Annotated in this window: 21 protein-coding genes; 14 read left to right on the top strand and 7 right to left on the bottom strand. The window is 52.5% G+C overall.

Going from position 1 to position 22,142, the window contains the following annotated elements; translation table 11 throughout:
- Positions 1-31: 31 nt before the first annotated feature.
- Genes ACT3RU_RS02930 through yidD form a run of 3 tightly spaced genes read left to right on the top strand, consistent with a single transcriptional unit; the run spans position 32 to position 1,283 of the window.
- Positions 32-478: a Fur family transcriptional regulator gene (locus tag ACT3RU_RS02930; protein WP_087105439.1), complete on the top strand. Its 447-nt coding sequence runs from the start codon at positions 32-34 to the stop codon at positions 476-478.
- 5 nt (positions 479-483) lie between these two features.
- On the top strand, positions 484-951 hold the full coding sequence (gene hisI / locus ACT3RU_RS02925) for a phosphoribosyl-AMP cyclohydrolase (protein WP_192526976.1): 468 nt from the start codon (positions 484-486) through the stop codon (positions 949-951).
- 56 nt (positions 952-1,007) lie between these two features.
- Positions 1,008-1,283 (top strand): membrane protein insertion efficiency factor YidD, encoded by a 276-nt coding sequence (gene yidD, locus ACT3RU_RS02920; protein WP_412767826.1) that lies wholly within the window; start codon positions 1,008-1,010, stop codon positions 1,281-1,283.
- Positions 1,284-1,290: 7 nt separating this feature from the next.
- Here yidD and ACT3RU_RS02915 read toward each other — a convergent pair whose 3' ends face one another.
- The gene (locus ACT3RU_RS02915) at positions 1,291-1,707 is read right to left on the bottom strand and encodes a SufE family protein (RefSeq protein ID WP_087105436.1); all 417 of its coding nucleotides are present in this window, start codon (positions 1,705-1,707) and stop codon (positions 1,291-1,293) included.
- A 90-nt stretch (positions 1,708-1,797) separates the two neighbouring features.
- Complete coding sequence (locus ACT3RU_RS02910) at positions 1,798-2,898, bottom strand: tyrosine-type recombinase/integrase (RefSeq protein ID WP_225733751.1); 1,101 nt, start codon at positions 2,896-2,898, stop codon at positions 1,798-1,800.
- A gap of 285 nt (positions 2,899-3,183) precedes the next feature.
- Between ACT3RU_RS02910 and ACT3RU_RS02905 the strand changes: the two genes are divergently transcribed.
- The 3 genes from ACT3RU_RS02905 to msrQ all read left to right on the top strand — a co-directional run bounded on the left by ACT3RU_RS02905 (position 3,184) and on the right by msrQ (position 5,983).
- On the top strand, positions 3,184-4,215 hold the full coding sequence (locus tag ACT3RU_RS02905; protein ID WP_192526979.1) for a DNA-binding protein: 1,032 nt from the start codon (positions 3,184-3,186) through the stop codon (positions 4,213-4,215).
- A gap of 122 nt (positions 4,216-4,337) precedes the next feature.
- Positions 4,338-5,363, top strand: coding sequence for a protein-methionine-sulfoxide reductase catalytic subunit MsrP (gene msrP, locus ACT3RU_RS02900; RefSeq protein ID WP_192526980.1), 1,026 nt, complete (start codon positions 4,338-4,340; stop codon positions 5,361-5,363).
- Positions 5,363-5,983, top strand: coding sequence for a protein-methionine-sulfoxide reductase heme-binding subunit MsrQ (gene msrQ, locus ACT3RU_RS02895; protein WP_192526981.1), 621 nt, complete (start codon positions 5,363-5,365; stop codon positions 5,981-5,983). Before msrP ends, msrQ begins: the two co-directional genes overlap by 1 nt.
- A gap of 104 nt (positions 5,984-6,087) precedes the next feature.
- Here the strand turns inward: msrQ and nfuA are convergent, their stop codons facing one another.
- The gene (gene nfuA / locus ACT3RU_RS02890; protein ID WP_192526982.1) at positions 6,088-6,693 is read right to left on the bottom strand and encodes a Fe-S biogenesis protein NfuA; all 606 of its coding nucleotides are present in this window, start codon (positions 6,691-6,693) and stop codon (positions 6,088-6,090) included.
- A gap of 294 nt (positions 6,694-6,987) precedes the next feature.
- On the opposite strand from nfuA, the gene metH reads away from it, so the two are divergent.
- The 4 genes from metH (at position 6,988) to ACT3RU_RS02870 (ending at position 14,324) form a co-directional block, all read left to right on the top strand.
- A complete protein-coding gene (metH, locus tag ACT3RU_RS02885) occupies positions 6,988-10,683 on the top strand; it encodes a methionine synthase (protein WP_192526983.1) in 3,696 nt (1,231 codons plus the stop codon).
- Position 10,684: 1 nt separating this feature from the next.
- The gene (locus ACT3RU_RS02880; RefSeq protein WP_225733737.1) at positions 10,685-12,022 is read left to right on the top strand and encodes an MATE family efflux transporter; all 1,338 of its coding nucleotides are present in this window, start codon (positions 10,685-10,687) and stop codon (positions 12,020-12,022) included.
- A gap of 114 nt (positions 12,023-12,136) precedes the next feature.
- Positions 12,137-13,792, top strand: a complete 1,656-nt coding sequence (locus tag ACT3RU_RS02875) for a nitrite/sulfite reductase (RefSeq protein WP_192526984.1) — start codon at positions 12,137-12,139, stop codon at positions 13,790-13,792.
- Positions 13,782-14,324 (top strand): DUF934 domain-containing protein, encoded by a 543-nt coding sequence (locus ACT3RU_RS02870; protein ID WP_192526985.1) that lies wholly within the window; start codon positions 13,782-13,784, stop codon positions 14,322-14,324. Before ACT3RU_RS02875 ends, ACT3RU_RS02870 begins: the two co-directional genes overlap by 11 nt.
- Positions 14,325-14,411: 87 nt before the next feature.
- Here ACT3RU_RS02870 and ACT3RU_RS02865 read toward each other — a convergent pair whose 3' ends face one another.
- The 3 genes from ACT3RU_RS02865 to smrA all read right to left on the bottom strand — a co-directional run bounded on the left by ACT3RU_RS02865 (position 14,412) and on the right by smrA (position 16,883).
- The gene (locus tag ACT3RU_RS02865; RefSeq protein ID WP_192526986.1) at positions 14,412-15,728 is read right to left on the bottom strand and encodes a type II toxin-antitoxin system HipA family toxin; all 1,317 of its coding nucleotides are present in this window, start codon (positions 15,726-15,728) and stop codon (positions 14,412-14,414) included.
- Positions 15,722-16,096 carry a helix-turn-helix transcriptional regulator gene (locus ACT3RU_RS02860; RefSeq protein ID WP_192526987.1) on the bottom strand — a complete coding sequence of 125 codons (375 nt, stop codon included), beginning with the start codon at positions 16,094-16,096 and terminating at the stop codon, positions 15,722-15,724. Before ACT3RU_RS02860 ends, ACT3RU_RS02865 begins: the two co-directional genes overlap by 7 nt.
- A 196-nt stretch (positions 16,097-16,292) precedes the next feature.
- A complete protein-coding gene (smrA, locus tag ACT3RU_RS02855; protein ID WP_192526988.1) occupies positions 16,293-16,883 on the bottom strand; it encodes a DNA endonuclease SmrA in 591 nt (196 codons plus the stop codon).
- 133 nt (positions 16,884-17,016) lie between these two features.
- Between smrA and ACT3RU_RS02850 the strand changes: the two genes are divergently transcribed.
- Genes ACT3RU_RS02850 through pdxH form a run of 4 tightly spaced genes read left to right on the top strand, consistent with a single transcriptional unit; the run spans position 17,017 to position 19,264 of the window.
- Positions 17,017-17,490 (top strand): gamma-glutamylcyclotransferase family protein, encoded by a 474-nt coding sequence (locus ACT3RU_RS02850; RefSeq protein ID WP_192526989.1) that lies wholly within the window; start codon positions 17,017-17,019, stop codon positions 17,488-17,490.
- A gap of 50 nt (positions 17,491-17,540) precedes the next feature.
- The gene (wrbA, locus tag ACT3RU_RS02845; RefSeq protein ID WP_192526990.1) at positions 17,541-18,164 is read left to right on the top strand and encodes an NAD(P)H:quinone oxidoreductase; all 624 of its coding nucleotides are present in this window, start codon (positions 17,541-17,543) and stop codon (positions 18,162-18,164) included.
- On the top strand, positions 18,161-18,559 hold the full coding sequence (locus ACT3RU_RS02840) for a DUF2069 domain-containing protein (RefSeq protein WP_192526991.1): 399 nt from the start codon (positions 18,161-18,163) through the stop codon (positions 18,557-18,559). Before wrbA ends, ACT3RU_RS02840 begins: the two co-directional genes overlap by 4 nt.
- Before the next feature lie 60 nt (positions 18,560-18,619).
- The gene (pdxH, locus tag ACT3RU_RS02835; RefSeq protein WP_192526992.1) at positions 18,620-19,264 is read left to right on the top strand and encodes a pyridoxamine 5'-phosphate oxidase; all 645 of its coding nucleotides are present in this window, start codon (positions 18,620-18,622) and stop codon (positions 19,262-19,264) included.
- Between the two features lie 96 nt (positions 19,265-19,360).
- Here pdxH and ACT3RU_RS02830 read toward each other — a convergent pair whose 3' ends face one another.
- Entirely contained in the window at positions 19,361-22,108 is a 2,748-nt protein-coding gene (locus ACT3RU_RS02830; RefSeq protein WP_192526993.1) for a bifunctional acetate--CoA ligase family protein/GNAT family N-acetyltransferase, read from the bottom strand.
- Between the last annotated feature and the right edge of the window lie 34 nt (positions 22,109-22,142).

Genomic DNA, 22,142 nt, shown 5'->3' with positions numbered 1-22,142 from the left:
ACTAAGCTGATGACGTTTAATGAGTGCACCAATGACTGAAGCGAATACGCTACTTCAACAAGCGGAATCACAGTGTCACAGCCGCGGCGTTCGATTTACCCCCATTCGACGCCGTGTGCTTGAGTTGATTGCTCATAATGGCGGCGGTTTAAAAGCCTATGACCTGTTGGATAAGCTTTCAACAGAGCATGCGGCTGCCCGCCCTCCTACGGTTTATCGAGCGCTGGAATTCTTGATTGACCAAGGATTGGTGCATCGTATCGAGTCGCTAAACGCCTATGTGGCATGCGCCTGCCCTGAACATATTCATGGGTTCCAACTGCTGATTTGCCGTCACTGTGGTTACGTCGAAGAACTGCATTTGGATGAAGTCAGCGATCAGTTATCAGCCTTTGCCAGCCGGCAAGGATTTAGTGTTGAACGACAGACGATTGAGTTGCAAGGCCTTTGCCAAAACTGTCGAGCCAAGAGTGAATAATAGTTATGTCTCGTTTTGATCAACTACCGGCTGATACGTTATTTAAGGCACTTGAGGCGGCAACGCCACAAGATACATTACCCGCCACCACGACATTATTGGATGCTGTTAGATTTAACGCGGAAGGTTTATTGCCTGCTATCGCTCAACAGTATGACACCAAAGAAGTGTTAATGATGGCCTGGATGACTCGTGAAGCGCTGGAGGAAACGCTGAGCACGCATCGCGTTTGCTACTATTCGCGTTCACGCAAAAAGCTCTGGCGTAAAGGCGAGTCATCCGGGCAGCAGCAGCATCTTAAGTCGGCGGCTCTGGATTGTGATGGCGATACATTGCTGCTACAGGTAGACCAGACAGGTCCTGCTTGCCATACCGGTCGCCGAAGCTGCTTTTATCTGTCGCTAACCAGCGACGATGCCACCATCAATAGTGAACCGCTTATTCACCCTAATGAGCTTTACGGTAACCGCTAGTCATGCGCTGGGTGCATTACTTATTACACGTTCTACGCAAACTGGCGGTTTTATTGATGGTTGGCGCAATACGTGCCTACCAATACCTTATTAGCCCCCTGCTCGGGCCTCGCTGCCGATTTTGGCCAAGCTGCTCCTCCTACACTATTGAGGCCCTTCAGGTGCACGGCCCTGTCAAAGGTGGCTGGATGGCTATCAAGCGAATCCTAAAATGCCATCCTGGAAACCCTGGTGGAATGGATCCTGTTCCCGGTGGGCGTAGTGAGCAACTTTGTAAAGAGGACGACGAGTCGCCGCCCTCTCCTTCATGCTGTCATCAACATCAACGATAATGCCTGATTAGGCTTGCTGCGCCACTTGGTAAATACGCTCAAGCATGGCGTGGAGGCCATTGCTGCGCGTGGGGGAAAGATGTTTATCCAGCCCAAGATCCGCTAAAAAGTGCGGTTCGGTAGTGCGGATTTCAGCCGCTGTGCGCTCGCTATAGATGCGTAATAGAACCGCAATCAGTCCAGAAACAATTGCCGCATCAGAGGTAGCACTAAAAATCAGCGTCTCGCCCTGCTGTTCATGGCGCATCCACACATTGGATTGGCAGCCCTGAATTTTATACTCCGCAGTTTTACACGCCTCTGGAAAATCAGGAAGCTGCTTGCCCATATCGATAATGTATTGATATCGGTCCATCCAGTTATCAAACATTTCAAACTCTTCGATTAGCTCTTGCTGGGCCTGCTCGGCGCCGGAAGTGCTCATACTCGTTCCTTTTCACATTCGATTTAAAAGCGTCATACCATTATACGGGTTCAAGGTGGCTTGCGTGGATAGCTTTATGCCTGAAGTGCCTTATGGCGTAAGCCGGTGACGCTGCTGTTCACTGTGCCACTCGTTATCTTCGGTGTGCAGGTAGCGCGACGTGGTGTCCAGCCGTGCATGGCGGGCGCTTTCTGCCAAGTGACGCAAGCTAATGCCCGCCTGAGCCTGGTGGGTAATCGAGGTGTGCCGCAGCCAGTGCGGTGTTGCCTTGCGCAGCGCAGCCACATAGGCGGGCGCCCCCTCGTCAGCTTCAAGCACATCGGCTGCTTCTGTAAAGGTTTCACGGATCAGCCGGTAAAGTTGATTATCACCAATACCACGCTTTCCATCCAGCGCTCGGATAGCAGGCGTCTCGTCAAATTGCATGGGCAATCCATCAAGCCCAAGCGCTTGTCGCCAATCAGCCAAACATGCCTGCATATCATCAGGCACTGGGACGCGAGCAAGCTTGCTGCCTTTGCCCACCACGGCCCACCACCAGCGCCCTTCTGATTGGGAAAAATCACCCATGCGGGTGCCCGCCATTTCGCTAATACGCGGTGCTAATAAGTAGGCGAAGCCAAAGATAAACCGGCGTCGGGCCTGTTCATACTCGGCACGACTTCCCTTGCAGTCACCCATTGGCTTATTAAGCCAACACCAAAACCACTCCCATAGCTCACGTTCCAGATAGCGCTCAATACGCGGTGACTGATTGTTTAAGCGGCGAGATTTATCGCGCATCAACCGAAACGGGTTATGGCTGACCCACCCTGCTTCTACCAGCCAGCTAAACAGACCCTGCAAAATAATCAAACTTTGTCGGCGGCTGGCGGGTGATAACGCCCCACGAAATGGCCGCCACCCCGGATGGTAACGAGGTTTTGAAGGCCCAACCCAATGCTGGGCGGGCTGCGGGTCTGCCAGGAATGCCTCAAATTGGCGCAGCGTTTCCCGGTCCATCGCTTTCAGCGTTAAGTGCTGGCGGTCGAGCCAGAGCAACAATCGCTCGGTTTCACGCCGGTAGCTTTTCCAGGTTTGTGGGTTGTCCTGATACTCGGCAAGCCATGCTGCAACGGCCTGAGCGTCTGTATGCGCATTGATGCGTGATGACTGAAACGGCTGCTCCACTACAGCGCTTGACGCCTGCATGCCGCCCTTCTGCCCGGCAATTACATCCATTTGATCATAAACATACTGATACCTACCTCGATAACGCTACCTGGCTCTATTTTAGCCTGTATCACTATGCCGCTGTTTGATAAGGGATAAGTATGGTGCCAAGTCTGTATAAATTCAAGATAATAATAGTAATCTTGAATTTATACGTCTAATGATAAATATAATTACGTAATACATATAACGTAATTATTGTATTTATAAGTCATTACGCGGAAAATAGGACGATTCAATAGGCAAACATCAGGAAGAGACAGCATGGCGCGCAGTGGCATTCAGTACAGTGACGTACAGCACGCAATCGATACGCTTCTTACCCGTGGCGATACGCCCAGCGTGCAAAGAATCCGCGAAGTGTTGGGTACCGGCAGTTTTACGACGATCAGCGAACACTTCCGCCATTGGCGCACCGAGCGCGAACAAAATCGCGACGTTCCTCCACCAAAAGGCGTCCCTGAAGTGGTTGTTAATGTCGCCAGTGAGCTATGGCGTGAAGCGCAAGAAGTCGCCAATCAGGCGCTGCTGCACTACCGCGAAGAGGCGAATCGACAAGTTGAAGAAGCTCAGCAGTTGGCTGAGAATGCTGAACAGTTAGCAGCGAACGCCGAACAGCGCGAAAGCGCCCTAGCGGAACACTTCCGCCATACCGAGCAGCGTCTTGAAGCACTTAACCGTGAGCTGGCCGCAAGCCAAGCCAAAGAGCAGCATTGGCAGCAGGCTGCTACAGAGGCGCATGAGGAAAACCAGCAGTTAAAAAAAGCGAATGAAGCCTTACAGCAGCATAATGTGGCCCTTGGCCAGCAACATACCACTGCGTTAAAAGAGCAGCAGAGCGTATGGGAAAAACGCTTGGCCCAAGAAGAGCTGCGTAATGAAAATGCCGAGGGAAGATTGATGGCAATGCTGGACGAGGCTCGCCAGGAGCGTGCTCAGGAAGAAAAAGCCTCGCATAAGCGGCTCCAGCAGAAACAGCAACGCATCGAGGCATTAACGGAGGAGCTAAAGCAGAATCGCGGCGATCTACTAAAGCAGCAGACTCAGGCAAACCAATACGCCCAGCAGGCAAAAGAACAGGAGCAGCACATCGCCACCCAGAAAGAGCGCATTACATCGCTCACTCAGCAATTGACGGATGCTCAGGAAAACAACAAACAGCAGCGAGAGCAGATGAAACGTGAGCGCGAATGGCAGGCCACAATGGGTCAACAAATGACGGCGTTACAGCAGCAACTTTCTGAACTACCTGCTTCGATAAACGTCAGAGAAAGGCAGCTCAACGAGAATGACTGAATGACGCTGACACCCCTGCCGACGTCATTAGGGATGAAGTAAGCCATTACGGATAAAACACGCACCCATAGCGTTTGTTATCGCTAACCAGCCGATGGTTGTTGACCGTCAGGAGCATCACCATGCTGATTAAAATTGCTAAACCTAGTGACTTGCATGAATCAGAGATTACTCCTGAGTCAATTTACTTATCACGCCGACGCTTTATGAGCGGGCTCGTGGGCCTCGGAGCTGGGCTGGCATTAGCAGGCCACGCCTCAGCCAGTGAGCAAATGCCTGACTACAACGATGTTCCCGAAGGCGATGCGCCTGAATGGTTTAAGGCCAAACGCGATGCGGCCGAGTGGCGGGCAGTTGTGCCTGCCGACCCGAGCCAGGACAAAATGGCCCCTTATGCGGATGCCAGCAGCTACAACAATTTTTTTGAATTTGGTACCGGCAAAAGCGATCCCTCACGCAGAGCGGGTTCGCTGGTGACTAAGCCTTGGAGCGTAGTGATTGATGGTGAGGTCAATAATGGTGGGCGCTTCGCCCTTGAAGATCTCGTCAACCCTTCCCAGTTTGAAGAACGCATTTACCGGCTACGTTGTGTTGAAGCCTGGTCGATGGTTATTCCTTGGCTAGGCATTTCGCTTGCCGATGTTATTCAACGCGCAGAGCCTACGTCAAAAGCCAATTACGTGCGCTTTGAAACGCTAGTAGATCCTGAGCAAATGCCTGGGCAAGGCTCCGCTTTTGCCCTAATCGACTGGCCCTATGTAGAAGGGTTACGCCTTGATGAGGCAATGCATCCGCTAAGCTTTCTAGCGATGGGCATGTATGGACGAGAGCTGCCTAATCAAAACGGCGCACCGCTTCGCCTAGTGGTGCCATGGAAGTATGGCTTTAAAAGCATTAAATCGATTGTGCGCATTTCACTGGTTGAAGAGGAGCCGCTCAATTCTTGGCAGCAAATCGCCGCCAATGAATATGGCTTTTACGCCAACGTGAACCCTGAAGTCGATCATCCTCGTTGGAGCCAGGCCACCGAACGCCGTTTACCGAACAGCCTCTTCAATACCAATATCATCGACACGCGTATGTTCAATGGTTATGCCGATGAAGTCGCTGGCTTATATGCAGGCATGGATCTTCGGACCCACTACTGATGCCGACTTATTTTATTACGCTATGGCGCATAGGTGTTTTCATTGGTGCCTTAGTGCCCCTGGGCTGGTGGAGTTTGCACGTAGCCACCAATATGGCGGGCCCAGAGCCCGGGCGCTATTTGCTGTTAAATATTGGCCAAGGCGCACTATGGCTATTGTTGCTTACCTTAAGCCTTACGCCCCTTACCCGGCTGACACGCTGGAAAGGCTTTAGCGTCATTCGTCGCCAGTTAGGCCTCTGGACGCTTGCCTATGCATTTTTACATTTCGTTTGCTACGTGTTGTTTATTCTGGGACTTAATTGGGCCCAGTTAGGCAGTGAGATCGTTAAACGACCGTATATTATTGTGGGAATGCTGGCTTTATCAGGTTTAGCCGCTCTTGGCGCCACGTCTAATCGTTGGGCTATGCGAAAATTGGGCAAGCGCTGGAAAACACTCCATAAGCTCATCTACGTTATTTTAGCGCTGGTGCTGCTGCATTTCTTATGGATAGTCCGCGCGGATATGCAGGAGTGGTTTTTATACGCGATGGCGGGTGCGTTGTTAATGTGTCTGCGGATTCCGGCTATATCGCGCATATTGCCTAAGGTACGCCAACGACTAAAACACTCCGTGTAACTAAAAAGGCCACCGTTTGGGTGGCCTTTCCGTTGGCTGAAGTACTACTGAATAAAACAAAAAACCCAGCCGGAAGGCTGGGTTTTGAGGTTATGGCGCGTCGCCTAGCGGTAATAAGCGTTGGTTGTATCGGTGTGGTCGGTGACATCACGAATACCGGCAAGCTCTGGAATACGCTCCAGCAGAGTTTTCTCAACGCCATCTTTGAGGGTTAAGTCTACCGCTGCGCAACCTTGGCAGCCGCCGCCAAAGGCGAGAACGGCCATTTTCTGTTCCGTTAACTCAACCAACTTGATCTCGCCGCCGTGAGAAGCAAGGCCTGGGTTGATTTCGCTGTACAGTACATAGTTGATACGGTCTTCCAAGGGGCTGTCGGCATTCACCTTGGGCATCTTGGCATTAGGTGCCTTGATGGTCAGCTGCCCACCCATTCGGTCGGCGTTAAAATCAACAACGGCTTCTTCTAAAAACGCCAAGCTGTTTTTATCAAGAAACACGTTGATTTTTTCAAGCTCTAGCTTAACATCGGTGAGTTCTTCTTCACCGGGACGGCAGTATGCTAGGCAGGTTTCTGCATAAGGCGTACCGGGCTGGGTAATAAAGATACGCACGGAGATACCCTCAACGTTTTGCTTTTCAAGCAATTCCGCAAGGTACTCTTGGGCGCTGTCGGTAATGTCGATACCGGGTGCTTCGATAATCGTGGTCATGAGGCTATTTCCCTCCCGTGAACGGTGGCAATACCACTTCACATGTCATTTTCACGCTATGGTAAGCAAAACGGCGCGTCGACACAATCCCGACTGTTTTAGTAGGCTATTTAAATGGCTAACGGGCTAATGAATCTTTAACAGCTGTATTGTATAGCTGCCCTGCTTGGCGGCCTTTGGTATCATATTGCCCGTTTGGTTATTGATATGTTGTAAAACGTCGCTCATCCCCCTTTTCGAAAACGTATTTTAATAAAACATTTTCGATTAAGACGCTGGAGAATTTTCCCTGTTATGGCCGCTAGTGATTTGAACGCCTCGCTCACCCAACGCCTTGCCCAACGCATTCTTATTCTGGATGGCGGTATGGGGACCATGCTGCAAAATGCCCAGCTGAGCGAGGAAGACTTTCGCAGTGAACGCTTCAGCGATTGGCCGTCGGATTTAAAAGGCAATAATGACCTGCTGGCGCTTACCTGCCCCGATGTGGTTTCGCGTATTCACCGCGCTTACCTGGAAGCGGGCGCGGACATTATTGAAACCAATACTTTTAACAGCACGCGTCTTTCTCAAGCCGACTACGGCATGGAAGAGATTGTTGTCGAACTTAATCGTGAATCTGCGCGCCTGGCCCGGGAAGTGTGCGATGCGGTCGCGGCAGAAACCGGCGTGCCGCGCTATGTCGCGGGCGTCTTGGGCCCTACTTCACGCACCGCCTCACTGTCGCCGGATGTGAATGACCCGTCCAAGCGCAACGTGACCTTCGATGTGCTGCGTGAAAACTATTACGAAGCTGCTCAGGCGCTGATTGAGGGCGGTGCTGACCTGATCATGATCGAAACCATCTTCGATACACTCAACGCCAAAGCGGCGATCTACGCGCTTGAAGTGCTGTTTGAAGATCTGGGCAAGCGGCTGCCGGTCATGATTTCAGGCACGATCACCGATGCCTCGGGCCGGACACTTTCCGGGCAAACCACTGAAGCATTCTGGAACTCGGTTCGCCATGCCCAGCCACTGTCAGTGGGCCTTAACTGTGCGCTAGGGGCTGAAGAGCTACGCCCTTACCTTGAAGAGCTGTCCACCAAAGCCGATACGTTTGTTTCTGCACACCCTAACGCCGGCCTGCCTAACGAGTTTGGTGAGTATGACCAAACGCCGGAAGAGATGGCGGCGATCGTTAGCGAGTTTGCCGAGAGCGGCCTGGTCAATATCATTGGTGGCTGCTGCGGCTCGACCCCTGAGCATATTCGTGCAATTGCAGATGCAGTGCGCCCCATGGCACCGCGTCAAATTCCTGAGCGTAGCTCCGCTTGCCGCTTGTCCGGGCTTGAGCCTTTCAACATTGATGCTGACTCGCTATTCGTCAACGTGGGTGAGCGTACCAACGTCACCGGCTCAGCGCGTTTTAAACGGCTTATTGTCGAAGAAGATTTCACCACTGCCCTGGAAGTAGCACTTGAGCAGGTTGAAAACGGCGCGCAAGTCATCGATATCAATATGGATGAGGGCATGCTGGAGTCTCAGGAAGCGATGGTGCGCTTTCTGAATCTGATTGCTGGCGAGCCGGATATTGCCCGCGTACCGATCATGATCGACTCGTCCAAATGGGACATCATCGAAGCAGGCCTAAAATGCGTTCAGGGCAAGGCCATTGTTAACTCAATCTCTTTAAAAGAAGGCGAAGCGGCGTTTCGTGAGCAGGCCACCAAATGCCGTCGTTTTGGCGCGGCTATCGTGGTTATGGCCTTCGACGAGGATGGTCAGGCCGATACGTTCGCACGCAAGACGGAAATCTGTGAGCGTGCCTATCGCCTGCTGGTCGATGACATCGGCTTTCCGGCCGAAGATATCATTTTCGACCCCAACATCTTCGCCATTGCCACCGGCATTGAAGAGCACAACAACTACGCCGTCGACTTTATCGAGGCGTCTCAGTGGATTCGTGAAAACCTGCCGCATGCCATGATTTCAGGCGGCGTTTCCAACGTCTCCTTCTCGTTCAGGGGCAATAACCCGGTACGTGAAGCGATCCACTCCGTGTTCCTGTATCACGCCATCCGTGCAGGTTTGAGCATGGGGATCGTTAACGCTGGGCAGCTTGCGGTATACGACGACTTACCCGCCGAGCTTCGCGATGCCGTGGAAGACGTTGTGCTGAATAAGCGCAGCGACGGTACCGAGCGCTTGCTGGACCTTGCAGACAAGTACAAGGATGACGGTAGCGGCCCGGCCAAGAAAGAGGACCTTGAGTGGCGCGGCTGGCCGGTTAACAAGCGCATTGAATATGCGCTTGTTAAAGGCATCACGGCCTATATCGAAGGCGACACCGAAGAAGCCCGCGTTCAGGCCGAGCGCCCTATCGAGGTCATTGAAGGGCCGCTAATGGATGGCATGAACGTGGTCGGCGACCTGTTTGGTGCCGGTAAAATGTTCCTGCCCCAAGTAGTGAAGTCCGCGCGGGTCATGAAGCAGGCGGTTGCCTATTTGATTCCGTATATCGAAGCGGGAAAAAGCGAAGGCACTCAGGCCAAGGGCAAAATTGTCATGGCCACGGTTAAAGGCGACGTTCACGATATTGGCAAAAATATCGTCGGCGTGGTGCTACAGTGTAATAACTACGAAGTTATTGATCTTGGCGTGATGGTGCCCGCTGAAAAAATCCTTCAAGCCGCTATTGATCACAACGCCGATATTATTGGCCTGTCGGGGCTGATTACGCCGTCGCTTGATGAAATGGTGCACGTAGCCAAAGAGATGCAACGCCGGGGTATGAACCTACCGTTGCTGATCGGTGGTGCAACGACGTCAAAGGCGCATACCGCGGTTAAAATTGAACCACAGTATGGGCATCCGGTCATTTACGTGACCGACGCTTCACGCGCGGTAGGTGTGGTTGGCCGACTACTCGCCCCGAACCTCAAAACAGCGTATGTCGCGGAAATTCGTGAAGAGTACGTCAAGGTACGTGAGCGTAACGCCAAGCGCCGTCCTAAAGCGGCGGACCTGGATTACACTCAGGCGCGCAAACGTCGTTTCCGCACCGACTGGAACACCCAGACGCCGGTTGAACCCAAATTCCTGGGCCTCAAGACGTTCGATAACTACGACCTTGAAGAACTGATCGAGCGTATCGATTGGACCCCCTTCTTCATGAGCTGGCAGTTAGCGGGTAAATACCCCAAAATTCTTAACGATGAAGTCGTTGGCGAAGCGGCGCGCAACCTGTTTGCCGATGCGCAAGCCATGCTGCGTAAGCTTGTCGATGAAAAGCGCATTCAGGCCCGGGGCGTTATCGGCCTATGGCCGGCCAACAGCGTGGATGATGACGTCGTTGAAGTATATGCCGATGAATCGCGCAGCGAGGTCATCGAGTGCCTTCACCATATTCGTCAGCAAACCACTAAGGGGCGAGACGGTATCTGCTACAGCCTGGCGGACTTTATTGCGCCTAAAGAGAGCGGCAAGGCCGATTGGATCGGCGGGTTTGCGGTAACCACAGGGCATGGCGTGGACGAGCTTACCAAGGCCTATGAAGCCGCAGGCGATGACTACAACGCCATTTTGGTTCAGGCACTTACCGACCGTTTGGCGGAAGCTTTTGCAGAGCGCATTCATGAGCGGGTACGTAAAGAGTTCTGGGGATACGTACCTGAAGAAACACTGGATAACGACGCGCTGATTGCAGAAAAATATCAAGGCATTCGCCCCGCCCCCGGCTATCCTGCCTGCCCGGACCACACTGAGAAAGGCACCTTGTTCAAGCTGCTAAACGCCACAGAAAATACCGGCCTTGCGTTGACGGAAAGCTACGCCATGTGGCCAGCCGCTGCCGTTGCGGGCTGGTATTTTGCTCATCCGCAGTCAAAGTACTTCTCGACGGGCAAGATCACCCGTGACCAAGTGGAAGCAATCGCTGAGCGTAAGCAAATGACAATTGAGGAGATGGAGCGCTGGCTGTCGCCAGTCCTCTCCTACGACCCCAGCTGATATGGCAGTAGCTGCACATCGTCACGGCAAGGTAATGCGCTTGGCGTTTCCTGTTATGTTGGGCATGCTTTCTCAAAGCATGCTCAACATTATTGATGCCGCCCTGGTAGGGCATCTCGGTCAGGTCGCACTGGCGGGTGTCGGCGTGGGCGGTTATGCCATGTTTATGGTAACTGCGCTGGTATTTGGCCTCTCCTCAAGCGTTCAATCGCAAACGTCCCAGCGCCTTGGAGCGGGCTGTGAGTATTCGGCTCAGCCTTTACAGGCAGGAGTTGCGGTTGGCCTGGTGGTTGGGCTGCCGCTATCGCTGCTGGCCTGGTGGCAAGCGCCTGCCCTGCTGTATTTGATAACGCAGGTGCCTGAGGTGCATCACGTTGCGGTTGATTACTTTCGCTGGCGGGTTATCGCCCTGACAGCCATTGCGTTAACCCTATGTTTTCGCGGTTATTGGAATGGCCGCCAACAGACACACCTTTATCTGCGCATCATTATTGTCGTTCAGCTGTTTAACGTAGCGGCCAGTAGTGGTCTGATCTATGGGCTATTTGGGCTGCCCCGCATGGGGGCAAGTGGTGCAGGCGTAGGTACCACCCTTTCGATGATTTTAGGGCTTTTTATCTGGCTTTGGGTGACCGTAAGCCAGCGAGAAAAAAACGGCTTTATGTTCAGTTTGCCTACCCTTGAGACATTGCGTATGACGCTGGCGCTTGCCCTGCCGCATTCGCTACAGCAGGTGTGTTTTGCGGCGGGCTACGTCGTGCTTTTCTGGCTATTAAGTCGGTTGGGCACAGCAAGCGTTGCGGTTGGCCATGTACTGGTTAATCTATCACTACTGTTAATACTGCCTGGCGTGGGCGTCGGCGTTGCGGCCATGAGCCTGGTCGGCGAAGCGCTGGGGCAAGATGATCAGCGTGCCGCCCATCGATGGGGACTGGATGCACTTCGCGTTGCGGGCTTGCTACTCACGCTTTTGGCACTACCGATGCTGGCATTTCCAGCGCAGTTGCTCAGCATCTTCTTTTCCAGCCATGAGCTTATTACGTTGGGTACTCTGCCGCTACAAATTACCGGCGCGATGATTGTGCTGGATGCAGCGGCCTTGGTGCTGGCTCAAGCATTGATGGGCGCTGGCGCGCAGCGTACGGTGATGCTACTGACCTTAAGCATGCAGTGGCTTTTGTTTCTGCCCCTTGCCTGGTGGGTTGGAGTTGGTTTACAACAAGGCCTGCTTGGGGTTTGGCTGGTACAGCTTTTTTATCGACTAGCGAATTCAGCGGGTTTTTTGTGGATTTGGCAGCGTAAGCGCTGGCTAGCTCCCAATGTTTTAAATATCGTTTAGCGATAAAAAGATAATTATATATTCTTTTGTAGAATATGAGATACGCGTTAAGGTAACACTACATTAATGTCCGCTTTGACGTGACCATTTCGCTTTTTAGCAGGATCGTGCCACATGTACCGTTATGATATTCATGACCAGACCCTGGTTGATGAGCGTGTCGTCCAGTTTCGTGACCAGATGGATCGCTACCTGGCAGGACGCTTGGGAGAAGAAGAGTTTCGTCCGCTGCGGCTGCAAAATGGCCTATATATCCAGCGGCATGCACCGATGCTCCGGATCGCCATTCCCTATGGCATGCTCGCAAGTTACCAGTTACGCTCGCTTGCCGATATTACCCGTCGCTATGACCGGGGTTATGGGCACTTTACGACCCGGCAGAATCTTCAGTTGAACTGGCCTGCGCAGGAAGATGTGCCAGATATTCTGGCCGAGCTTGCTAAAGTGCAAATGCACGCCATCCAAACCAGCGGTAACTGTATCCGCAACACGACCAGTGACCAGTTCGCCGGTATTGCTAACGACGAAGTGGAAGACCCGCGCCCTTGGTGTGAGCTAATCCGCCAGTGGTCGACGCTACACCCTGAATTCGCCTATCTACCGCGCAAGTTCAAAATTGCGGTAACCGGTGCGGCCAAGGATCGTGCGGCTATCCAGGTTCACGATATCGGCCTACGCCTGTGGCGCAACGAAAAAGGCGAACTGCGCATCAAGGTGCTCGCCGGTGGTGGTCTCGGTCGTACGCCGATGATTGCTGAGGTAGTGCGTGAAGACCTACCCTGGCAGCATCTGCTGACTTACCTTGAAGCCTGCGTACGCGTTTATAACCAGTTTGGTCGTCGGGACAACAAGTTCAAGGCACGTATCAAGATTCTGGTCAAAGCGCTGGGCATTGAAGAGTATCGCCGCCGCGTTGAAGAAGAGTGGGCACATTTAAAAGATGGCCCGCAGACGCTTAATCAGGCAGCGGTTGATGTCGCTAAAGGCCACTTCCCCGAGCCGGAGCGTCGCCCGGTAGCAGAAAGTGCTGCGGTTGATTTTGAACGCTTGCGCAGTGAAAACCGCAGCTTCGCACGCTTTGTGACCAATAACGTTACCGACCACAAAGTGCCTGGCTATAAGGCGGTGACACTGTCGCTCAAGCGTCGTGAACACGCACCAGGCGATGTCACTGCCGATCAGATGGATACCGTGGCAGATTTAGCTGATCGCTATAGCTTTAGCGAAATTCGCGTGACCCACGAACAGAATCTGGTGCTTTCCGATGTTCCTGTCGATGAAATCGAAACGCTGTGGAACGAGCTTGAAGCGCTGGGCATGGCCAACCCTACCGTGGGTACGCTGAACGATATTATCTGCTGCCCTGGCGGTGACTATTGCAGTTTGGCCAATGCCGTTTCCATTCCTATCGCCCAGGCGCTGCAGGAACGTTTCGAAGATCTGGATTTCCTGTATGACCTGGGGCCGCTGGATCTTAATATTTCGGGCTGCATGAACGCATGTGGTCACCATCATGTGGGCCATATCGGCATCCTCGGTGTCGACAAGAAAGGTGAAGAGTTTTACCAAATATCGATTGGTGGCAATGCCACCGACGATGCATCACTCGGCAAAATCCTGGGCCCCTCTTTCTTCCGCCAGGACGTTCCGGACGTGGTTGACAAGGTGTTACAGGTTTATGTTGCCGAGCGTCATGAAGATGAGCATTTCCTGGACACCTATCGCCGGATTGGCCTGAAACCTTTTAAAGAGCGTGTGTATGCCAAATAATGTGGATACCCCGACTGAAGAAACGCTGAACCCGGTGCACGTTGATCACCTTCTGCTTAACGGAGAACTGGCCGCTGAAAACGCTTGGTGTGTTTCTTACGACGACACCCATCTTCCTGAACAGCGTCCGGCATTTGTGCCGTTAACGTTATGGCAGGCGAACAAGCAGGATGCAGAACTTGCTCCGTTACTGTTGAGTGACACCGAGCTTAACGCTGAGCTGGCAGCAGAACTGCATCCGCTGCCTGCCGTGGCGATCGACTTCCCAAGCTTTACCGATGGCCGCGGCTACTCAACCGCTCGCCTGCTGCGCGAACGCTTTGGGTACGCTGGTGAAATACGCGCCGTCGGTGATGTGCTGGTTGATCAGCTCGACTACATGCGCCGCTGTGGCTTTAATGCCATGGCGCTGCGCGATGATCAGCACCCTGACGATGCGCTACGCCTACTCAATTCATTTAGCGTTCGTTATCAGCCCGATGTAGAAGAGCGCCACGCGCTCTTTGAACGCCGCTTGGCAACCAGCCAGTAAGCCGCTGAAAAAAACTGGCCAGGGAGGAATGTCCTGGCCGGTTTTTATTGTGAAAGGGGCTTTTAAAACGTTTAAACGCGGCGTCGCCTACAGCTTCAGACGAAGATGGGAAGCTACTTCATCTATCAGTGAAGCGGGCACTCCATGCTCGTTCGCTAATACATTCCACTGTGCAACATGCTCAACGGTTTCGTCGATCATGGCGTTGATTTTTGACCGGGTAAAACGTGGGCTAAGCTTTTCAAGTGAGTAAAAATCGTCTCGCGTAAAGTGATCGCGCTTACCGTTTAAGCTCATCCAGTGATTGTTAATCCACCGACTGCCCGGTTTATAGCTATACGCAAGGTCATAAGCTGGCGCGAGTGCCCATCGCTCTTTTTTCAGGATAAAAGCAAAGTTTTTGGCATGATCATCATGGTTTCGCGCCACGATGTTAAACACCATACGTCTAAAAAGCTGGTCGGCCTCTTCGGCAGAAAGGCGCAGCTGCCTTGCGATGCCAAATAGCTCTGCGTAAGAGAAAGAACCAGGCTTGTTGTAATCCACGTGGGCGATGCCATTTAGCGTCTGCACATGCCGCTTTTGATTCTCGATACGGTCAAAGCGCTGGGTTATAAAGTGCCGGCGTTTACCTTCTTGCAGCAATTGGCTAGGCATCATCTCGATACCGCAGGATTTTGCCAGCCGATAATACACATACTCCATGGCACCATAACCCAGCGGGTCACCAAAAACCTCACGGTTTTGGTTATGCTCACTTACGCCATCAAATTTCATTAAGTAGTGCGTAAACCCTTTAGGCACATCCGCCTGGCCTGAACGCACCTCGGAGAAATCCTGGTTAAATGCCAGCACGGCTTTGGGCCGAGCGCCGCCAGCACTCATTCCCACCGAAAGCAGTGCCATCATCGCTTCGCGATCATCCTGGCCCTCTTTCGCAAGTTCAACGGAAAAATTCGCACGATTATCCAGAATTTCCTGAGCAATGCCTACCAGTGAGGCTATTTCTACTTGGCTTGAGGCGTTCAGGCTTTTTAGCCGCGTAGCGGGCGTATATTCAAGGGCGCCCATGCCCCGCTTGCCGGTATACTGAAGTCGCTGAAGCGGCGTAATATCGCTGGCCTGCCCCCCTTTGCTGGCAATCCAGGCGTTTAATACCGCGTTGCCAAAATCATCGGGTAACGAGTCGGCAATTAATCCAGGCAGCCCTTTAAAGGTTTTAAAATCAAGCTCAGGGAACGCATATATTCTGTTGGCTAATGGCATCTTCAGAGGAGAAAGTTCAATCCCCTTTTTCACAAACGACGTATCGTACTCAAACGCGCCTTGTCCGGTACGCGTATCGAAACTAACAGCGCCTACGTAGTGCTCCATGCAGTGAACATCGACAGCTTCCATTACCATTCAAGCGTCCCCTCTTCATCCGCGCTACTCTGCTCGGAAGTGCTCTGTCCTGAAGTGCTCTGCCCTGAAGTGCTCTGCCCCGAAGCACGCTGGCGTTGCCTCCCCTGGAGCTTGGAGAGCTGTAAGGGCGAAATCATCGGGGGTGGCAAGAAGTAATCCAGCTGTGAGGTCACATTCAGGGCTATCATAATAGCGACGAGCGCCTCCAGCTGAACTCTGCCTTTTTCCGCATTCAGCACCACCTTTCTGGACAGCCCCGCACGCTTGGCCACTTCCAATTGCGTCATATCCTGGTTAAGGCGTGCCTGCTTCAAGCGCTGCCCCAGCTCTTCCGCAAGAGCTGCAGGCGACATATCGTCAATGCTCATAAAGTCCTCTAAAAAGCACTTAAAAGCGTAAAAAGCTCTTTGTGTCCTTATAATAGCACATTAACACAAGCAGCTTGCTAAGTCCTTTTATGTGGACTTTAAAGGGTATAAAGAAGCATTAAGTGCCCTTTTGAGCACTTAATGAGATAATGGATGAAGGTAGTAAGAAAATAGAAGAGAGATAACTAAATCCTGATTAACCGCGCCGTTTTTGCTGGCGCTCACGGTTATTGGCTTTCGCCCGTTGGCTTTTGCGCAGCATCACCCACGTAGCGCCAAGCCCGCCTTCGGAAGGCTGGGCAGAGACATACGCCTGGACCTCTTCAAACTGGCCAAGCCACTTGGCCAGGTAAGAGCGCAGCACGTTGGCTGGGCTGTCCAGTTCGCGCCCTCTTCCATGCACAATCATGACCGAACGCAGGTCATGCGCATAGGCTTCCTGAATAAACGGAAACAGCATGCGGCGACATTCAGCCAACGGCCGACGCAATAAATGAAGTTGTGCCTGTACGCTATATCCTCCATGCCTTAATTTATCGACAACGCCCTGCTGAATGCCTTCTTGACGGTATTCGATAGGATCAAAAGGGGGCAGTAAATCAACAAAGTCATCGGATAGAAAATTACGTTCACTAAGCTCTTCTTGAGCGCTTTCTCTGCGTGCAAGCTGTGCTGCAGAAGGCTTCCTCCGGTGATTACCTGCGTCGGCCTGATTACTACGTGCCAACGGCGTTACATCACCCACAGAGGCTCGGAAATCCATATCATCACGAAGTGGCTGGTTCATTGCAGGCTCCTCCGATAAGGTCTACCCCTATCCTAGCAAACCATATCGTATTGCTTAAGCAGATTGCTCAACACTTGCTTAAGGTAAAACGGCACGCCAGGCTATCCCACTCACGTTTTTAAAAGGGCAACGGATGGGCTGGGTTAAAAAAACAATCGCTCTGGCAGGTTTATTACTGCTGTCAGCGGCCACATGGCTGTGGCTAACCCTGTTAAGTCCTTGGCTCTATTCCCCGCCTGATGAGGTGCCAACAGTAGAGCAACGCACACATCAGCTGTTTGTCTATGGAACGCTACGTTATCCACTGATTCGCTGGTTAGTCACTGGCAGTTTAGGCAATCCAGAACCGGCGGTTCTTCAAGGGTATCAGCGTCACGATCTGGACGTAGCTCCCCAGCCTGGTAGCCACGTCGAAGGCCTAAAATTAACCGTGACGCCGGAAGCGTTAAGGCGGCTTGATCGCTATGAACGCTTGGGCGTTCGGTATGAGCGCGTTAAAAAACGGTTAGCCGATGGAAGCGACGTCTGGGTTTACGTCAGATTACCCGAAACCAGCTACCATCTTTTAAAGCCATCTCCTGCCAAGTACATAGCTCTGATACCATAAGGCATCAGGCAGGGCTTTTATCGGCGTTCTTCCAGGACCAAGGAAAATTTATGAGTAACACCACCCCTTACGTATTGGTTCTTTATTACTCTCGCTCAGGGGCGACGGCCGACATGGCCCGTCAATTGGCTGCAGGTATTGAAAGCATTGTAGGTATTGAAGCGCGTTTACGCACGGTGCCTCCAGTTTCAACAACTTGCGAGGCCGTCGCGCCGGAAATCCCTGATGAGGGAGCGGTGTATGTTGAACTTGATGATCTGCGTAACTGCAGCGCGCTTGCCTTGGGCAGCCCCACGCGCTTTGGCAATATGGCCGCTCCCTTAAAGTACTTCCTGGATAGCACAAGCAGCTTATGGATGAACGGTGCTTTGGTCGATAAACCAGCTTGTGCATTTACATCGACCTCCAGTCTACACGGCGGCCAGGAAAGTACGCTGCTGACCATGTTAGTGCCCTTGTTGCACCACGGAATGGTCTATGCAGGTATTCCCTATAGTGAAACGGCCCTTTTAAGCACCCAAGGCGGAGGCACGCCTTACGGTGCCAGCCATTTGGCAGGCCCACGTAGCGACCGTTCGGTAGATGAACATGAACGAGCACTATGCGTGGCACAAGGCAAACGACTGGCTAAACTAGCAGTAGCGCTTAATGCCATGCGCCAGGGGACATCATGAAGCAGTGGCTAACTAGCCTGGAACAGCGCCACGGCATAAATACGTTAACACTGCGTGCTAGGCAGTGTGTATTGGTCAGTTTTACACTGCTCTTGCTGCTGGTTATTTATCGTGGCTTTACATTGCAAAACGATACGTTTGATTGGCGGCCTGTGGTGGCCTTTATTTTACCGCTGGTGCTTTTTTTACCTTCCATTCTTGGCCAGCGTGCACGTGGCCATGCTTGGCTCGCCTTTGTCAGCCTTCTCTACGTTACACAAGGTGTCATGTTAGCCGCTGTACCCGGGCAAACGGTGCATGGCATTGTGGAAGCGCTCATATCACTGGCGCTTTTTGTAGGTTGCATGGGGTACGCACGTTTTCGTAGCCAACAACAGCGCCAAACAGGTAAGTGAACAGTTTTGGGCGTTATCTAAAGAGTGACGAACGTTATTAAAACTTAGGGAGTTCCGCTAATGACTCGCAACATAGCCGACATTCGGCGTGATTACGAAGGTGGCAGGCTTGATGAAACCCATGTCACTCAAGGGCCTTTCGTGCTGTTTGATGAGTGGTTTAGCCTGGCAATGGAGAAGGAGAACAAAGACGCCAATGCCATGACGCTTGCAACAGTGGATAGCCAAGGGCGGCCGCATGCACGCGTTGTATTGCTGAAAGGATTTGATGAGCAAGGTATGGTGTTTTACACCAATTATCATAGCCATAAAGGTAGCGAGCTGAGTAATGTGCCGTTTGCGGCAATGACGTTTTGGTGGCCATCACTCGCTCGCCAAGTGCGTATTGAAGGTTCCGTCGAACAGGTTGCGCCGGATGAATCGGATGAGTACTTTGCCAGCCGCCCTCGCGGTAGCCAGTTAGGCGCCTGGATTGCAACGCAAAGCGTTGTCATTCCTGATCGTAACTGGATTGAGGAGCGTCAGAAACGCTTTGAACAGGCCTATGAGGGACAAGAAATCCCGCGGCCCATTCATTGGGGCGGCTACCGCCTGCAACCTGACATGATTGAATTTTGGCAGGGCCAGCCCAGCCGACTACATGACCGTATACGTTTCGAGCGTCGCGATGGTGGAGAGTGGAGCCAGTTCCGCTTGGCCCCATAACCCCTATAAAGATCGCTCATTATTGTTCAGCGCAGGTCTGTTTCGGTGATACGTTAATTAGACAGGCTTGCTGTCTTGGTGATGCACTTGGTCGGGTTAATCGGGCAGGCTTTCCAGGCGAAGGCGTTGCCACTCGCTTTCGGGTTCATTTAAGCGCAGGACAGCATCAATCACCTGTTCTTCCATGTTATAGCGGCACGTGAACCCCAAGTGTTTCATTAACGCCCGCATTGGGTGGTTATCGACCATGATTTTGCCCACCATTTCGAGTGTGCCGATATGCGTGCAGTAATTGACCATCTTCTTCATCAGCAGGCTGCCAATCCCAAGCCCTTGTAAATCATCGCGGATGATCACCGAAAATTCGGTGCGTATATTGTCAGGGTCGTTCCACACACGTACGACGCCTAACATCTCCTTACTCCCATCTGCGTGCTGGTGCTCAGCGATAAATGCCATTTGTCGATCATAATTAATATGTGACAAAACCGATAAATCGCGCTGAGTGAGGTTGGACTTATTGTGGAAGTATCGGAAACGAATACTCTCTTCCGATAGCTGACGATGAAAGGCGGTAATTAAAGGCGCATCTTCGGCCCTGATGGGGCGTACCTCTACCTGCCAGCCATTTTTAAGTGTTACCCATTCTCGCAATTCTTCCGGGTATGGCATGATGGCAAAGCGCGCAGGCGTGCCTAAATCCATCGCAAAATCCACCGCCAGCATGCCATCACGATTAAGCAGCAGCGGGTTTATCTCCAGCCCTCGCAGGTCCCCCAAATCAGATGCCATTTGCGAAAGCTTGACTAACAGCTGGCATAGCCGCTGAATGTCGCGCTCAGGTTCAGCGGAGTGTTCACGAATTAAAGAGGCCGCGTGCGTCCTGCCAACGACGTCGGCTGCCAGGCTCATGTTCAACGGCGGCAGAGCGACTTGGCGGTCTGCCAAAATATTGACTTTATAGCCGCCAATACCAAACACAATCAGCGGGCCGAAAACCGGGTCGCGGGTAATACCGGCACAAATCTGCATGGAGTGCTTACCCCGCTGCATAGGCTGTAAGCAGAACTCGCGAATAGTGTATTGGGGAAACTTCTCACGTACTTTATCACCCAGCTGATGTACCCCTTGCGCCACTTCAGCAGGCGTTTCCAGGTCTTGTAGCAGCCCGGCAGACATTTTATGGGGGTGTTTACGGTATCGGTAAGGCCGGCAATTACCTTCATGAACCACTTTCAGAGCCATCGGCCCCTGGATTTTTTGGGCTGCGGATTCGGCCTCTTCAGGGTTGCTCAGATACACACTTGGCGCCGTAGGAATACCATACGCTTTAAGTACCTGGGCTGTTTCTGAATGGCTGAGTGTCTTTCTCCCCTGCTCTTTTGCCTGGGTGATCAGCGACCGACACTGGGCACGTATTTCCGGGCTAGTTGAAAATGGCAGGCTCGGTGGAATTTCATGCAGCAAGGCTTGAACACGCTGGTAAATTACCATGTGCATGAAGGCCTTAACGGCTTTTTCCGGGGAAATATAGGTCGGTATACCCGCGATGTTGCAGAGATGGCGTGCATTCAGGGCTTCCTTCAGGCCCATCCAACTGGTCAGCAAGTTACGCCGAAATTTTTTGCGATTATCAATTAGTGCTTGAGCCGTCATCGCTGAAGGTGCCAACCGTGTTGGGGCATGGACCACCAGCACCGCATCGACATTGGCATCGGCGGCCACAATTTCCAGCGCCTCAACAAAGCGCGCGGGGGTTGCGTTGCCACCCAAGTCAACCGGGTTTTCGCCGGGCTTACTTATATCGACTTGGCTTTTATGTAGCGCCGCTTGGGTTTCCTCGCTAAACACGGCAAGCTTACCGCCTGCGCTAACCAACTTATCAATCGCCAGCATGGCTGGACCCAAGCCATTAGAAACAATGGCTAACCGATCACCGCGTAATGGCTTCATGCGCGAGAGCGTTTCCAGAGCATCCAATAGCTCATCGGAATCATCGACCCTTACCACTCCAGCGCGCGCAAACGCCGCATCGAAAACGACATCACGATTAGCAATACCCGGCGTAGGTGCCATCCCCGAAATATCGGATTGCGGCGTACGGCCGCTTTTAATGGCAAGTACCAAGCGGTTACGCGAAGCATCGCGCACAGAGGTCATAAAATGTTGTGCGTCATTCACCCTTTCCAGGTGTAATAAGATGGCCTGAGCGGGTGAAAACTGATTTACGTAGTCGATTAAATCCGGCAACAAAACATCGACGCTATCCCCCACCGTAATCAAGTGAGAGAACCCCACATCGCGTCCAGCGGCCCAATCAATCATGGCGTTGGCAAGCATGCCCGATTGCCCCAGGTAGGCGACACGGCCCGCTTTGACAGGCTGGCTGGCGTACGAGGCATTCAAACGCTTGCTTGGGACGATGACCCCCATGCACTCTGGGCCCAACACTCGAATACCTGAGGCGATGGCGGCTTTTAACATCCGTTCACGAATAGAACCGGTATTGTCGCTATCGCGGTCCAGGTAGGCGCCTCCGGAAAGCACCAACGCAGCTTTCACACCAAACTCGCCCAAGCGTTTAATTAATTTGGGAACGCCTTTAATCGGTGAGCAGACAACTGCCAAGTCCGGCACTTCGGGTAAATCCGCTACACTGCTGAAACAGGGCACGCCGAATACTTGATCATAGCCTTTTGGATTGACCGCCCACAGAGTGCCTTTAAAGCCGCCCTCTTGGAGATTATTCAGCACTAACCCACCCAGCGAGGCCGGTTTTTCAGAAGCGCCAAACACGGCTAGCGTGCGAGGTTCAAAAAAATGATGCAAAAAGCGCGTACTCAAAATTGAGCCTCCCCTGAAGTAGATAACGACGGTG

It is taken from the genome of Halomonas sp. TP35 (assembly GCF_052375975.1).
In the GTDB taxonomy this organism is placed as follows: Bacteria; Pseudomonadota; Gammaproteobacteria; order Pseudomonadales; family Halomonadaceae; genus Vreelandella; species Vreelandella citrativorans.
This window is presented reverse-complemented; position numbering and strand designations above follow the sequence as displayed.